We start from the raw sequence: 15,643 nt of genomic DNA on the forward strand, positions 1-15,643 counted from the left end.
AACCAAAAAAAAACCTCACAAGTGAATTACTTGTGAGGTTTTCTTTTTTACTTTATAATTAATTCCTTTTGAGCACTGTTTTTACCATCTGAAATTTTTACAACATAAGTTCCTTTTGGTAAATAATACGTTCCGTTTTTTGCTTTTTTAACTGTAATTTCTTTTTTAGAAAAATAACTTTTCACTGCTTTTTCTGGTATGGCAAAGTCGTATTCAACATAATTAAAACCTTTAGCAGCTTCCGAAGAAAAACTTGTCAATTTTGTAGCATCTTCAGTTAAAATTTCAATAGTTACCTTCCCTGAATTTAAGGTGTAATATGAAATAGTTGTTTCAGGCTCAAAAGCATCGTACCATTTTCCCCAAGAACTTCCCCAACGTGAAGAATATTTTATTGGTGAAATTTCAAAAACAGTAATCGCATCATTTTTTACAGAATTGTACTGTTGCAAAGCCGCAATATTTGCTTTGTAAATAGAGCGTCCGTGTGTACCAATAACCAAATCTTTTGCTTCTTGTTGAATTACCAAATCGTGTACAGCAACTTTTGGAATTCCGTTTGAAAACACTTCCCAAGTTGCACCTCTATCAAAAGAAACATACACTTCATTATCTGTTCCTAAATACAATACATTTTCATCAACAGGATCTTCTTTAATTACATTTATTGGGAAATTAGGCAATCCGTTATTAATTGGGTTCCAGGTAGCACCTTTATCTTCACTTACAAATACGTACGGCTTAAAATCGTCACTTCTATAACCATTTAACGAAACATACACACGGTCTTTTTCATGTGCAGAAGCAACAACTCTTGACACCCACAAACCTTGTGGTAAACTGTTTGAAATTTTAGTCCACGTATTCCCTCCATTTTCAGTAATTTGTACAAAACCATCATCACTTCCAACATAAATAAATCCAAACTCAAATGGACTTTCAGAAATAGTCGTCAACGTTCCGTAAGGTACATTTCCTTTTTTTCCACCAGTTGTTAAATCTTCTGAAATTTCATCAAACGATTTTCCTTGATCCATAGAGCGCAACAACTTGTTAGCGCCCATATATAAAATATCTTGGTTGTGTGGCGACAATAAAATAGGTGCTTGCCAGTTGTAACGATAAGGCGAACTTCCCAACTCATGTTTTGGATGAATACCGCGACGCTTTTTTGTTTTTAAATTGTACTGATAATAATATCCAAACTGTGAACCTGAATACACAATATTGTTATCTCTACTGTCAATTTGCACTTGCATTCCGTCTCCGCCACCAATACTTTTGTAAGGGTAATTTCCATCACTCTCCCAACGTTTAGAAGCTTTGTAAGAACTTGGCCCGTACCAAACACCATTATCTTGTAAACCTCCAAAAACATTGTACGGTTTTTGATTGTCTACATTTATATAATAAAACTGCCCCACTGCAGGCTGGTTATTTTTTATCCAATTTTCACCATCATCATAGGTAATATTTACACCTCCATCATTTCCATTAATAACGTGACCTTCAAGGTTTGGATTCACCCATAACGCTTGATGATCTGAATGTACATTTTCTTTTCCCATAGCTGTAAATGTTTTACCACCATCGTCTGATTTTATTAAAGGCACACCACCAACATAAATTTTTTCTTCGTTGGAAGTATTTACTGCCATAATTCCAAAATAATAACCATACGAACTATACACATCGTCTAAATAATTGTCATGTGTTTTATTCCAGGTTTTCCCGCCATCTACAGATTTGTACACCTCAGCACCAATCACTTCAGAATTTAACAATACAAAATTGGCATCTTCTAAATATGTTGCTAAATCACTTGGTTGAATTTTTTCTTTTTTCACCAAAGTTTTTACACTTTTAGCAGAATATTTTATATCAAAATCATTTTTCTCTAAGTAAGCATCTAGTTCTTTATCATTCAATTTCAAAAAATCACCTTTTGACATTTTTTTGAAATCATTTTTCACCAATCCTTCTGATTTTTTTTTCTTTTTTTCTGGTCGCATAAACTGATTATCTAGCAATGCGTATACAACCTCATCATTAAATACAGCCAAGCCAATACGTCCAACTCCACTTCCTGTTGGAAAACCAGCGCCCTCATTTGTAATTCGCTCCCAAGTTGATCCAGCATCTGTACTTTTATAAATTGCACTGCCTTCACCATCACCATTAAAATTCCACGCTTTTCTATCACGCTCCCAAGAAGCGGCATATAAAATATTTGAGTTTGTTGGTGACACACTTACATCAATAACTCCTGTATTTTCATCAATAAACAAGGTGTTTTTCCATGTTTTTCCACCATCAGTAGTTTTAAAAATTCCACGTTCAGCATTTGGTGTGTATAAATGACCTACAACTCCAACAACCACCTCGTTTGGATTCTTTTTATTGATAATAATTCGGCCAATATGTTGAGAATCTTTCAACCCAACATTTTCCCAAGTCTTACCTTTATCAGTGCTTTTTAACATCCCAATCCCAGCATATGAAGAACGTGATGAATTACTTTCACCTGTACCTACCCAAATAGTGCCACTATTCCAATCTACAGCAATATCTCCCATATTTTGTGTAGGCGCATGTTCAGTAATCGGCGTAAAACTTGTTCCGTTGTTATTTGTATACCACAAACCACCTGAAGCATAGGCCACATAAAATTCTGTTGGCTGATTTGGGTTCACATCAACATCTACTACTCGACCACTCATAATTGATGGTCCAATATTGGTAAATGGCACATTTTGAACTAACGATGTTTGCGCACTTAATACTGTTGAAAACAGCAAAATTAAAAAGGCTAATTTTTTCATAATAAAAATTTAATAATGTTTAATAAGTCTTGGTCATTGTTGTTGGCACTACAATAATAAAGTCGGCTTTTAGTTTTTCTTCTGAGTTGAATTTTTCAATTTCATCTTGTTCAACTACACTCACGGTTATAATTTTTAAATTAGGATCACCTGCATTTAAATACCAATTAATTCCTTCGTAATTATCTGAATGATAGGAACCATTGTAATGAACAAATAACTTACCTTCTTCTCTATTCTTAAGAATAAAATAACCCATAGTTGCATCTTTCACAGCCTGAGCTTTTGGCAAATTATCACCTCCGTGACCACCCATCATTTCTTTCATTTTAACATAGCCAGGCAAAGAAGCATCGTATTTAATTGGTAAAGGTGCTACCCAAGTTTTCTCTTCGTTAGAAAGCGTTTCTAAATTTTCAAAACCACCTCTAAAAACACCACTGGCAAAACGCCTTGGAATATTAGTTGCTATAAATTTTAAATTATTATCCTTCGCAAAATCAACCAACGGTTTATAATCTGTTGTAAAATTGCTCCAAAGCCTAGCCACAGTATCCAATGCTTTATGATCTATTTTCCCTGCTAAATATTGGTTTAACTGTGTTTGGTTATCTGCTTCAAACATTTCAGCTCCCAATGTTAATTTATTCGATTTACTTAAATCAACTGTAGCTTCATACTGTAACCAATGCACAATAGGATTGTTGTGATGCTCACCAAACAGCACCACATTTGCTTCACCCATTGCTTTAATCATTTTTTTATAGGAAACTACTTTCCCTTTTTTGTTATACAACTTGTAAGCTGGTTTTTTTTGTGAAAATACTACGGTTGAAAAACAGATAACAAGTAGAGATACTATTAACTTTCGCATAAATAATATTAGATTAAAAAGGGTTCGTTTCCAACAAATTTATAACTTTGTTACTAAATAACGTAATAAAATCTTCGGAATGAGGCACACCGCTTAATATCACAACTTTAAGCCCTTTATTTCTTCCATATTTTAAGACCTAAATAATATATACAATGAAATATCATCCTATTAGCAATCAACTTTTTATTAAAAATAGAGCAAAATTTACAGCTCAAATGAAACCAAAGTCTATTGCTGTTTTTAACTCAAACGATGTTTTTACAACCGGTGCAGATAGCACACTTCCGTTTGAACAAAGCAGCGATTTATTATATTTAAGTGGTGCAGATCAAGAAGAAAGTATTTTGCTACTTTTTCCTGATGCCATTGACCCTAACCACCGTGAAATTTTATTTTTAACAGAAACTAGTAAACTTATTGAAATTTGGTATGGTGCTAAATATTCAAAAGAAGAAGCAACACAAGTTTCTGGAATAAAAACTATTTATTGGCTTTCAGATTTTAAAAAAGTGTTTTTTGACTTAATGACTGAAGCAGAGTCTGTGTATTTCAACACAAATGAACATTACCGTCAAGCTGTAGAAATTGAAACACGTGAAGACCGTTTTATTAAACAGTGCAAACTAGATTTTCCAGCTCATAAATGGGAAAAAAGCGGACAAATAATGCAAGAGATTAGAGGTGTAAAAGAGCCTGAAGAAATTGAAATTTTGCAAACTGCTTGCAACATAACCAACAAAGGTTTTAGAAGAGTATTACCTTTTATTAAACCTGGCGTAATGGAGTTTGAAATTGAAGCTGAGTTTATGCACGAATTTTTGAGAAATAGGTCTAAAGGTTTTGCTTACACGCCAATTATAGGTTCTGGTTATAGCGCTTGCGTTTTACATTATATTGAAAACAATAAAGAATGTAAAGATGGTGATATGTTGTTGATGGATGTTGGAGCTGAATATGCAAATTATTCTAGTGATATGACACGTACTATTCCTGTAAACGGACGCTTTACTGAAAGACAAAGAGCTATTTATGATGCCGTTTTAAGAGTGAAAAACGAAGCTACAAAAATGCTAGTTCCTGGTACTTTATGGGCCGAATATCATAAAGAAGTTGGTAAAATAATGACTTCAGAATTATTAGATTTAAAATTAATAACCAAAGTCGATGTTCAAAATGAAGATCCAAATTGGCCTGCATATAAAAAATATTTTATGCACGGAACTTCGCACCATATGGGATTAGATACCCACGATTACGGAGCGTTAAAAACACCTATGAAAGCCGGTATGGTTTTTACTGTTGAGCCTGGAATTTATATTCCTGATGAAAATATGGGAATACGAATTGAAGATGATGTAGTGATTCAAGAAACTGGAGCTCCGTTTAATTTAATGAGAGATATTCCTATTGAAGCAGACGAAATTGAAACTTTAATGAATGCTTAAAAGCTTTCAATAAACTTAATTTTTGACTAGCATACTTCAAGTTATTTAAAATTAGTAATCACAAAAAAGGCTCGGAATTATTTTCCGAGCCTTTTTTGTACTTTAATATTTATGCTGTTTTTAAACTGAAGTTCCTTCAAAAATATATGTATTTAAATGTTGCAATGCTGATATTTTATCATTTGTATTTACCAATAATGAAATATTATTATCACTTCCACCATAAGAAATCATTCGAACTGAAATATCTTGTAGCACTTGAAATAAATGGTGCGTATCATGATGTTTTACAACAGAATGCCCAACCAAACAAATAATACTTTGCTCACTATCAACTTCAACAGTTGAGAATTTTTCTAGTTCTTCAACAATTGCGTTTAAACTAGTAGCATTATCAATAGTTAATGAAATTGCAATTTCAGAAGTAGTAATCATATCAATTGGCGTTTCATATTTCTCAAAAATTTCAAAAACTTTTTTCAAGAAACCGTGTGCTTGTAACATACGTGCCGATTTAATTTTTATTGCTGTAATTCCATCTTTTGCCGCAATAGCTTTAATTCCTTCTCCTTCATAATCTTGAGAAATTAAAGTACCGTATGATGGCGGATCCATGGTATTTTTTAAACGAACAGGAATATTAGCTTCACGAGCAGGCATTACCGTTTGCGGATGCAATATTTTTGCACCAAAGTAAGCTAACTCTGCCGCCTCATCAAAACTTAAATTTGAAATAGCGTGGGTGTTTTCAACAAATCTTGGATCGTTGTTATGCATTCCATCAATATCTGTCCAAATTTGAACTTCGTCAGCTTCAACCACAGCGCCAATAATAGTTGCTGTATAATCACTACCTCCACGTTGTAAATTGGCTGTTTTTCCATAAGCATCTAAACAAATAAATCCTTGTGTAATATAAATATCAGCAGGCAATGCTTCATCAATTATACGTTGTAAGTTTTGTTTTATATAAAATTCATCAGGCTCATTTAATTTATCTATTCTCATAAATTCTAAAGCTGGCAATAAACGCGCATTTACACCTTCTTGATTTAAGAATTTAGTAAACATATAAGTAGACATTAATTCTCCCTGAGATACAATTTTATTGTACAATAATTCTGTATGATCTTCAGCAGTTAAAGTAGTTAAATAAGCAAATACTTGATCAATATAATTACTAACCTCTTGCTTTAAAGCTGAAACCTCAAACAATTCATCTACTACTTCTTCATATTTTTTTGATAAAGCAGTAACACTTTGCAAAGCAGCATCAACAGTTCCTGCTTTTATTTGTTCAGAAATTTCAACTAAAGAATTTGTTGTACCAGACATTGCTGAAAGTACCACAATTTTCTTTTCTCCATCAGTAATAATTTCTTTTACACTTTTTATGTTTTCTATAGAACCAACTGAAGTTCCTCCAAATTTTAAAACTTTCATTACTTTTGCTTTTAGAAATGCAAATGTAAAATGTTTTTCAACTTGTAATGATTATTTAAAAAATATATACTAATATTGCACAAACTGTTAACTATTTAACAATATGAGAACTATCGCCACATGTGTTGAAGAAATTTTAGTTTCACAACCATTTTTAGAAGACGCTTTAACGCGCAACATTTTAAACTATAGTGCGCTTTCAGAAGAATTAAGAGAACCTATTTCTAAATTACTTCGCAAGCCAATAAAAGCTGGAGCTATTATGATGGCTTTAAGACGTTATAGTCCGCCAAAAGAAATGGGCAATAAAGTTAAATTAAATAAAGTCCTTGAAAATTTAGGTGATATTACGGTTCGTTCAGACCTATCTGATTACACTTTTAAAAACTCTCCAAGTTTGGTTCAGGCTCATTTAAAAACATTGCAAGTTATTAAAGATGATCCGCATATTTTTTACACATTTACGCGAGGTGTACACGAAAGTAACATACTTATTACTTCGGCTTTAAAAGACAATATTGAAAAGAATTACAAAATTGAAACTTGTACTTCTGTACAACATAATTTATCTGCAATTACCATTGGGCTTCCAAAAGAAAATACAAAAATTGCTGGTTTGTACTACCAATTTTTTAAACGTTTGGCTTGGGAAGGAATTGCATTGTATGAAGTAGTTTCAACCACTAATGAGTTTACTATTTTAGTAGAAGACGACGTGGTTGACAAAGCTTTTTCTGCAGTAAAAGGATTAAAAAACTAGTTTTTTTTTAAAAATAGCTACCAAAGATAATTTTGAATATTAAACTTCAAAATTATCTTTTTTGCATCTGTTATTTTCTATTATGAATTATACGTTGAACTACAAAAATATAAACATTCATTTTTCTGAAACTGGTAAAGGAAAAGCAATTGTTTTATTGCACGGTTTTATAGAAAACAGTTGTATGTGGAACACTATTTCTGAAGAACTTTCAAAAAAAAACAGAGTTATTTGCATTGATTTATTGGGACATGGAAAAACCGAAAATTTAGGTTATATCCATACTATGGAAATGCAGGCCCAACTAGTTAAAGCTGTATTAAACCATTTAAAACTTCGGAAATATATTTTAATTGGTCACAGCATGGGCGGTTATGTGGCGTTGGCTTTTGCTAAACTTTTTCCAAAAAATGTAAAAGGAATTTCATTAATGAATTCTACAGCTTTACCAGATAGTATTGAAAAAAAAGAAAATAGAAATCGTGCTATACAAGCTGTAAAACAAAACCATAAAACATTTATAAGAATTGCCATTCCAATGTTATTTTCAGAAAAAAATAGAGCAACTTTTACTTCTGAAATCACACAAGTTACAAATGAAGCTTTAAAAACTTCACCACAAGGAATAATTGCTGCTTTAGAAGGAATGAAAATACGCGAAGATTTAACCTGTATTTATACCAATTCAAACGTTCCTATTCAATTAATTATAGGAAAACAAGATCCTGCATTGGCTTACGATTCATTACTTTCACAAGTAAAAAATACGACGGTTGAAATTACCGAATTTCCTGACGGACATATGAGTCATTTTGAAAATAAAACAGCCCTAATTATAGCATTTAAAAATTTTATAAAAAAATGCTAATTTTTTAAAAGTGTTCTTTCAATCTCTTTTTTTTATTTAATTTTAAACTCTAAAACACTAAAATCATGAAAAAATTAAGCATTCTAATTTTACTTTTATCCTTTATGGTTCAACCTACTTTTAGTCAATCTAAAAAAGAACTTAAAGCTGAAAAAAAGCAAGAAGATTATCTAAAAATTAAAGAATTAATAAATTCTAAACAGTATGAATTTACTGGTGAATGGGCAACATCAAGCAAAGGGAAAAGAATTAATTTAATGTCTAATCCTACATACATGAAAATTGACAACACCACTGGTGATGGTTTTTTCCCATTTTTTGGCACAAGTTTTTCAGGATCTGGTTACGGTTTAGGTAGTGGCGGAATTGAATTTAAAAATGAGTTAAAAGAATATGAAGTTACTTTTAATGACAAAAAACAAACTGCTACTATAAAATTTAAAGTAGATGGTGAAAATGACAATTATGATGTAACAACCAAAGTTTTTGCTGAAGGAAACACAACTATTATTATAAACAGTAATAACAGAAGTGTTATGAATTACTCAGGAAAAACAAAGGCTTTAGAAAAAAAAGAAACTAAATAAAATGCTTATTTAAGAGCATTCCAACCTTGCGCTGTCAATTCAATTTGTTGGCCAGCTCTTGTTACCAAATTAGCACCCATACTTTCATCTGTTATATGACCAATTACAGTTAAGTGTGGGTTTCCTTTAATTTTAGGGAAATCTTCTTGTGAAATTGTGAATAGCAATTCATAATCTTCACCACCACTTAAGGCAATAGTAGTACTATTTAATTCAAACTCTTCACATACCGAAATAACTTGCGGATCTAATGGAATTTTTTCTTCATACACATTACACCCAACCTTTGATTGTTTGCTAAGGTGTAAAATTTCAGAAGAAAGCCCATCAGAAATATCAATCATAGAAGTTGGTTTCACTTCTAAATCGCTCAACAATTTCACCATATCTTTTCTTGCCTCAGGTTTTAATTGACGCTCAATTAAATAAGAATATTCAGATAAATCTGGTTGAGAGTTTGGGTTTACTTCAAACACTTGTTTTTCACGCTCTAGTACTTGTAAGCCTAAATAAGCAGCGCCTAAATCACCTGTTACCACTAATAAATCATTTGGTTTAGCGGTATTTCTATAAACAACATTTTCTTTTTCAACAGCACCAATAGCAGTTATGCTAATAATTAATCCGGTTACAGATGATGTGGTATCACCACCAACCAAATCAATATTATAGCCTCTACAAGCTAAATGAATTCCTTCATATAATTCTTCAACTGCTTCTAAAGGAAAACGGTTTGAAACAGCAATTGATACTGTAATTTGCGAAGCGTTTCCGTTCATAGCATAAACGTCTGATAAATTTACCATCACCGCTTTATAACCTAAATGTTTTAAAGGCATATAGCTTAAATCAAAGTGCACTCCTTCAATTAACAAATCAGTAGTTACCAATACTTGCTTATCTTTTTGCTCTAAAACAGCAGCATCATCACCAACACCTTTTACGGTAGTTTCATGCTTTATATTAAAATTTTGAGTTAAATGATCAATCAATTTAAACTCTCCTAATTCTGAAATACTAGTACGTGATTGGTTTTTATCTTCTATCATTTTGCAAAGATAATAGGTTTCTATCAAACATTTCAATAAGAAATCACTATAGTAGTATTTAATATATTCATTATAAAATAGCTACAAGTATCAACTTTTGTGCTTATATTTGCACTAATTTAGAATTAATCTATATAAACATTATGATAAAAGTATCTGACATAGCAAAAAAGAAGGTGATTGAGCTTATGAAAGAAGATGGTTTTAATGCTGAAGTAGACTTTGTTAGAGTTGGTGTTAAAAGTGGCGGTTGCTCTGGACTTTCATATGAATTGAATTTCGACAAAGAAAATAAAGATGACGATAAAGTTTTTGAAGACAATGGCATTAAAATTATTGTAGACAAAAAAAGCTTTTTATACTTGGTAGGCACAACTTTAGAATATTCAGGAGGATTAAATGGTACAGGGTTTGTTTTCAACAATCCTAACGCTACAAGAACCTGTGGTTGTGGAGAATCATTTTCATTATAGCATAAAAAAATAAAATTTTAGATAACAACTGTTATAGATTTAATGCATAAAACAAAGGCTAATTCTTAGTAATTCCTTATTTTTATGAATTATTATTACAGTAAGACTGATTGAAACATAAAATTTATTCAATCATTAAATAAAACGTATGAACAAGTTTACTGAAGACGATTTAAAGAAAGAACTCGAAACTAAAGAGTACGAATACGGTTTTTACACTGATATTGAGGCTGATAAATTTCCTGTGGGTTTAAGTGAAGAAGTAGTAATTGCTATTTCTAAAAAGAAAAATGAGCCAGATTGGATGACAAAATGGCGATTAGAAGCTTTCCAAATTTGGAAAGAAATGGAAGAACCAGACTGGGCAAACGTAAATTATGAAAAGCCAAAATTTGATGATATAAGCTATTACTCTGCACCAGTTCAAAAAAAAGAATTGCAAAGTTTAGATGAAGTTGATCCAGAATTATTAAAAACTTTTGACAAACTAGGAATTTCTATTGATGAGCAAAAGCGTTTATCTAACGTGGCTGTAGATATTGTAGTTGACTCGGTTTCTGTTGCAACTACATTCAAAAAAACATTGAATGAAAAAGGTATTATTTTTATGCCTATTTCTGAAGCTATTCAAGAACATCCTGAGTTGGTTAAAAAATATATAGGAACCATTGTTCCAAAAACAGACAACTTTTATGCCGCATTAAATTCAGCAGTATTTTCTGATGGTTCTTTTTGCTACATACCAAAAGGCGTTACTTGCCCAATGGAATTGTCAACATATTTTAGAATTAACGAAGGTGGTACCGGGCAATTTGAACGCACACTTGTAATTGCTGATGAAGGAAGTTATGTAAGTTATTTAGAAGGCTGTACAGCACCATCACGTGATGAAAATCAACTGCACGCCGCAGTAGTAGAACTAATTGCTTTAGATGATGCAGAAATAAAATATTCAACTGTACAAAACTGGTATCCTGGAGATGCCGAAGGAAAAGGTGGTGTTTATAATTTTGTAACCAAACGTGGTTTGTGCGAAAAAAACGCAAAAATTTCTTGGACACAAGTAGAAACAGGAAGCGCCGTAACTTGGAAATATCCAAGTTGTGTTTTAAAAGGTGATAATTCCGTTGGCGAATTTTACTCAATTGCCGTTACAAACAATTACCAGCAAGCAGATACTGGTACCAAAATGATTCATTTAGGTAAAAACACAAAAAGTACTATTATTTCAAAAGGAGTTTCTGCTGGGCACTCTCAAAACTCATATAGAGGTTTAGTTCAAATTGGACCAAGAGCAAAAAATGCTCGTAACTTCTCACAATGTGACTCATTATTAATGGGTGATTTATGTGGAGCGCATACATTTCCATATATTGAAGTAAAAAACAAATCTGCTCAAATTGAACACGAAGCAACTACAAGTAAAATTGGTGAAGACCAACTATTTTATTGCAACCAAAGAGGTATAGATACTGAAAAAGCAATTGCATTAATTGTAAATGGATTTAGTAAAGAAGTACTAAATAAATTACCAATGGAATTTGCTGTAGAAGCACAAAAATTATTAGAAATTAGTTTAGAAGGATCCGTAGGATAAAAAATATAAAGAATGTTAGAAGTAAAAAATTTACACGCAAGTATCAATGATAAAGAGATTTTAAAAGGTATAAATCTTGATATTAAACCAGGTGAAGTTCATGCGATAATGGGACCAAATGGTTCTGGAAAAAGTACACTTTCAGCTGTTATTGCAGGAAAAGAAGATTATGAAGTAACTGAAGGTTCTGTTATTTTAAATGGTGAAGACCTAGAAGATTCAGCTCCTGAAGAAAGAGCTCATAAAGGTGTTTTCTTATCATTTCAATATCCTGTGGAAATTCCTGGAGTTACTGTTACAAATTTTATTAAAACAGCAATCAACGAAGGTAGAAAAGCTAAAGGCTTAGAAGAATTACCAGCCAAAGATATGCTGAAATTAATTCGTGAAAAAGCAGATTTATTAGAAATTGATCGTAAGTTTTTATCACGTTCATTAAACGAAGGGTTTTCTGGAGGTGAAAAAAAACGTAATGAGATTTTTCAAATGGCTATGTTAGAACCTAAATTAGCTATTTTAGATGAAACTGATTCTGGACTAGATATTGATGCCCTAAAAATTGTTGCAAACGGTGTAAACAAATTAAAAAGCAAAGACAATGCTGTAGTTGTTATTACGCACTACCAACGCTTATTAGATTATATTGTACCTGATTTTGTACACGTTTTATACAATGGTAAAATTGTAAAATCTGGAGGAAAAGAATTAGCATTAGAATTAGAAGCAAAAGGTTACGACTGGTTGAAATAAAACACTATGGAATTAAAAGAAAAATTAGTTTCTTCATTTTTAGCTTTTGAAAACAAAGGTGGATTAGATTTAGACTCTAAAACACATGCTACAAGATTACAAGCTATTCAAAATTTTGAAAAGGAAGGTTTTCCTACTAAAAAAAATGAAGAATGGAAATACACAAGCTTAAAATCTATCTTAAAAAAAGATTTAGGCCTATTTCCTTCAACAGACACATCTATTGGGTTTAAAGATATTAAAGAATATATTTTAAATGATATTGAATCGTATACACTTATTTTTATTGATGGTGTTTTCAATTCATTTTTATCTAGTACTACGCATGACGATTGTGATGTTTGTGTATTATCTTCAGCTTTAACAAGACCAAAATATAAAATGGTTATTGATAATTATTTCAATACCATTGCAAAAGAAAATAATAGTTTAGCAGAGTTAAACACCGCTTTTACTAAAGAAGGTGCTTTTATAAACATACCTAAAAATACAATTGTACAAAAGCCTATTCAAATACTAAATTTTTCTACAGGAAAAGAAAAAGAAGTATTGCTTCAACCAAGAAACCTAGTAATAGTTGGTGAAAATTCACATGTACAAATTATTGAACGTCATCAAAACCTTTCAAAAAACACAACATTAACAAACGCTGTTACTGAAGTTTTTGTTCATAAAAGAGCAATTGTTGATTTTTATAAAATTCAAGATGATACTAAAAACTCATCTATGATTGACAGCACTTTTGTTTCGCAAAAACAACAAAGTGTAGCCTCTGTACATACGTATTCTTTTGGTGGAAAAATAACACGAAATAATTTAGAGTTTTACCATGAAGGTGAGCATATTACTTCAAACTTAAACGGAATCTCTATTTTAGAAGATAAACAGCACGTAGATAATCATACTTTAGTGAATCATAAATATCCAAATTGTGAAAGCCACGAGTTGTACAAAGGTATTTATGACGATAAATCTACAGGTGTTTTTAACGGAAAAGTATTGGTGCAACAAGCAGCTCAAAAAACAAATGCTTTTCAACAAAACAATACTATTTTAATTAGTGATGGCGCAACAATTAATGCAAAACCACAATTAGAAATTTTTGCTGATGATGTAAAGTGTTCTCACGGTTGTACAATAGGTCAATTAGATGAAAGTGCTTTATTTTATATGCAATCACGTGGTATTCCTAAAAAAGAAGCGAAAGCATTATTGTTGTTTGCCTTTGGAAATGATGTGGTAGAAAAAATTAAAATTCCACAATTAAAATCTAGAATAACTAAATTAATAGCTAAAAATTTAGGTGTTGATTTAGGATTTGAATTGTAAACAAATCAATACATAAAAAAAGCAGTCATTTTAAATAAAAATGACTGCTTTTTTTTGCACTATTATTTTGCTTCTAAAACTTCAGGGTTTACTATAACAAACTCTGTTCTTCTATTTAATTCGTGTTCTTTATCTGTACAATGAACACCGTTTGAACAATTATTTACAAGCTGTGTTTCACCATAACCTTTTCCTTTTACTCGTGAAGGCTTCACACCTTTATTTATAAACCATTTTATTGAAGATTGCGCCCTGTTATTAGATAATTCAAGGTTATAGTCATCATTTGCTCTAGCATCGGTGTGTGAGCCTATTTCAATAATCAAATCAGGATATTTTATCAATAAATTTAACACTTCATTTAACACAACTTCAGCATCTTCACGAATATTAAATTTATCTTTATCAAAATAAATAGGTTTGGTGTTCATCATAACCTGATTTCGTTCACTTTTAAAATCTTTATCGTTATCAACAATAACTGTATCTCGTTTTACAATTAAATTATTGGACTCTTTTTTACATTTTACCAACACAGGTTGTGAAATTGAATAATCACCATTCATGTCAAAATCTTTTAAATAACCATCATTAGCATAGTTATCTAATTCAATAATAGCAACGCCATCAAACTCAAACATAACCCTACTTGTTGGTCCATCACTTTCTTCCCTACTTCCAGCTGCAATAATATTTTCATCGGTATTTAACACCGATAAATTGGTTGGATTTGATGTGCCTAAAAATCTAAGATTAGGTGTGCAATTAGTAGCCAAAGCCTCATTATTTGGTCCATCAATATCATTAATAACAAACCTAAAATTAGAAGGTGTAATAAGTGTTTTTTTATCAGACTCTAAAAAACAGAATCGAATACTACTTAAATTTGAAGGCATACCATCTTTTGAAGAAATAGCTGTGTACCTAATATTGTCGCCACTTTGCGTAAATACACCGTCTTGCGGCCCTTTAATTTTTTGAGCTCGAATATAAGCTAACGAAGGGATTGTATTAGAATACGCCTTAAAAAGTGCATTACTTGTTTCATCTCCAGAAACAACACCCGATACCGAAACTAAATCGTAGTTTTGAGCGAATGTTTCTTTTGTACAAAAGAACAAAACAAGGGCACTATAAAAAATTATTGAAGTACGTTTCAATTACAATTATATTTCGTTTAACAAAACAATTTACAAAAAAAATCATTTAAAGAATTGAATAACAGAGCTCAAGACTTTAAATGATTTTTAATTATATCATACGGTATTTTTTTACTTAATAGCTTCAGGGTTTACAATTACAAACTCTGTTCTTCTGTTTAATTGGTGTTCGGCTTCTGTACAATCTTCATTATCTGAACATTCATTTACCAATTGCTTTTCTCCATAACCTGTAGCAGTAATACGTTCTGGACTAATTCCTCTGGCAATCATCCAATCTCTTGATGATTTTGCTCTACGCTCTGATAACTTTAAGTTATACTGCTCTGGCGCTCTACTATCTGTATGTGATCCTAAATCTATATGAATCTCTGGATATTCTTTCATTACTCGAATCACTTTCTCTATCTCAATTGCAGCGTCTTCTCGAATGTTGGACTTATCTAAATCAAAATAAATTGGATTGATATTCACCATTAACAT

14 protein-coding genes are annotated in these 15,643 nt (G+C 31.5%); 8 read left to right on the plus strand and 6 right to left on the minus strand.

All coding sequences use genetic code 11. The features are described 5' to 3' along the window. Positions 1-47: 47 nt before the first annotated feature. Together ACFQ5N_RS13970 and ACFQ5N_RS13975 are read right to left on the minus strand one after the other, a co-directional pair. A complete protein-coding gene (locus tag ACFQ5N_RS13970; RefSeq protein ID WP_386810375.1) occupies positions 48-2,822 on the minus strand; it encodes a VPS10 domain-containing protein in 2,775 nt (924 codons plus the stop codon). Positions 2,823-2,841: 19 nt separating this feature from the next. Beyond that, on the minus strand, positions 2,842-3,579 hold the full coding sequence (locus ACFQ5N_RS13975) for a ChaN family lipoprotein (RefSeq protein WP_386810376.1): 738 nt from the start codon (positions 3,577-3,579) through the stop codon (positions 2,842-2,844). 272 nt (positions 3,580-3,851) lie between these two features. Between ACFQ5N_RS13975 and ACFQ5N_RS13980 the strand changes: the two genes are divergently transcribed. Next, on the plus strand, positions 3,852-5,144 hold the full coding sequence (locus ACFQ5N_RS13980) for an aminopeptidase P family protein (RefSeq protein ID WP_386810377.1): 1,293 nt from the start codon (positions 3,852-3,854) through the stop codon (positions 5,142-5,144). A 120-nt stretch (positions 5,145-5,264) separates the two neighbouring features. On the opposite strand, the gene ACFQ5N_RS13985 is transcribed toward ACFQ5N_RS13980, so the two are convergent. Further along, a complete protein-coding gene (locus tag ACFQ5N_RS13985; RefSeq protein WP_386810378.1) occupies positions 5,265-6,587 on the minus strand; it encodes an aspartate kinase in 1,323 nt (440 codons plus the stop codon). Positions 6,588-6,690: 103 nt separating this feature from the next. On the opposite strand from ACFQ5N_RS13985, the gene ACFQ5N_RS13990 reads away from it, so the two are divergent. The 3 genes from ACFQ5N_RS13990 to ACFQ5N_RS14000 all read left to right on the plus strand — a co-directional run bounded on the left by ACFQ5N_RS13990 (position 6,691) and on the right by ACFQ5N_RS14000 (position 8,802). Beyond that, positions 6,691-7,347, plus strand: a complete 657-nt coding sequence (locus tag ACFQ5N_RS13990; protein WP_386810379.1) for a hypothetical protein — start codon at positions 6,691-6,693, stop codon at positions 7,345-7,347. A gap of 82 nt (positions 7,348-7,429) precedes the next feature. Next, a complete protein-coding gene (locus ACFQ5N_RS13995; RefSeq protein WP_386810380.1) occupies positions 7,430-8,215 on the plus strand; it encodes an alpha/beta fold hydrolase in 786 nt (261 codons plus the stop codon). A gap of 65 nt (positions 8,216-8,280) precedes the next feature. Next, complete coding sequence (locus ACFQ5N_RS14000; RefSeq protein WP_386810382.1) at positions 8,281-8,802, plus strand: DUF4251 domain-containing protein; 522 nt, start codon at positions 8,281-8,283, stop codon at positions 8,800-8,802. Positions 8,803-8,807: 5 nt separating this feature from the next. On the opposite strand, the gene thiL is transcribed toward ACFQ5N_RS14000, so the two are convergent. Then, a complete protein-coding gene (gene thiL, locus ACFQ5N_RS14005) occupies positions 8,808-9,851 on the minus strand; it encodes a thiamine-phosphate kinase (protein ID WP_386810383.1) in 1,044 nt (347 codons plus the stop codon). Between the two features lie 143 nt (positions 9,852-9,994). On the opposite strand from thiL, the gene ACFQ5N_RS14010 reads away from it, so the two are divergent. From ACFQ5N_RS14010 to sufD, 4 genes are all read left to right on the plus strand, one after another. Beyond that, positions 9,995-10,324 (plus strand): HesB/IscA family protein, encoded by a 330-nt coding sequence (locus ACFQ5N_RS14010; RefSeq protein ID WP_386810385.1) that lies wholly within the window; start codon positions 9,995-9,997, stop codon positions 10,322-10,324. 148 nt (positions 10,325-10,472) lie between these two features. Then, complete coding sequence (sufB, locus tag ACFQ5N_RS14015) at positions 10,473-11,921, plus strand: Fe-S cluster assembly protein SufB (RefSeq protein WP_386810387.1); 1,449 nt, start codon at positions 10,473-10,475, stop codon at positions 11,919-11,921. A gap of 12 nt (positions 11,922-11,933) precedes the next feature. Continuing rightward, the gene (gene sufC / locus ACFQ5N_RS14020; RefSeq protein ID WP_386810389.1) at positions 11,934-12,671 is read left to right on the plus strand and encodes a Fe-S cluster assembly ATPase SufC; all 738 of its coding nucleotides are present in this window, start codon (positions 11,934-11,936) and stop codon (positions 12,669-12,671) included. 6 nt (positions 12,672-12,677) lie between these two features. Next, the gene (gene sufD, locus ACFQ5N_RS14025; protein WP_386810391.1) at positions 12,678-14,000 is read left to right on the plus strand and encodes a Fe-S cluster assembly protein SufD; all 1,323 of its coding nucleotides are present in this window, start codon (positions 12,678-12,680) and stop codon (positions 13,998-14,000) included. 62 nt (positions 14,001-14,062) lie between these two features. On the opposite strand, the gene ACFQ5N_RS14030 is transcribed toward sufD, so the two are convergent. Both ACFQ5N_RS14030 and ACFQ5N_RS14035 read right to left on the minus strand, forming a co-directional pair. Then, positions 14,063-15,160 carry an OmpA family protein gene (locus ACFQ5N_RS14030; RefSeq protein ID WP_386810393.1) on the minus strand — a complete coding sequence of 366 codons (1,098 nt, stop codon included), beginning with the start codon at positions 15,158-15,160 and terminating at the stop codon, positions 14,063-14,065. Positions 15,161-15,271: 111 nt separating this feature from the next. Continuing rightward, positions 15,272-15,643: OmpA family protein (locus tag ACFQ5N_RS14035; RefSeq protein WP_386810394.1), on the minus strand; the 372-nt coding region annotated here is incomplete at its 5' end.

Source organism: Lutibacter holmesii, assembly GCF_042679665.1.
In the GTDB taxonomy this organism is placed as follows: Bacteria; Bacteroidota; Bacteroidia; order Flavobacteriales; family Flavobacteriaceae; genus Lutibacter; species Lutibacter holmesii.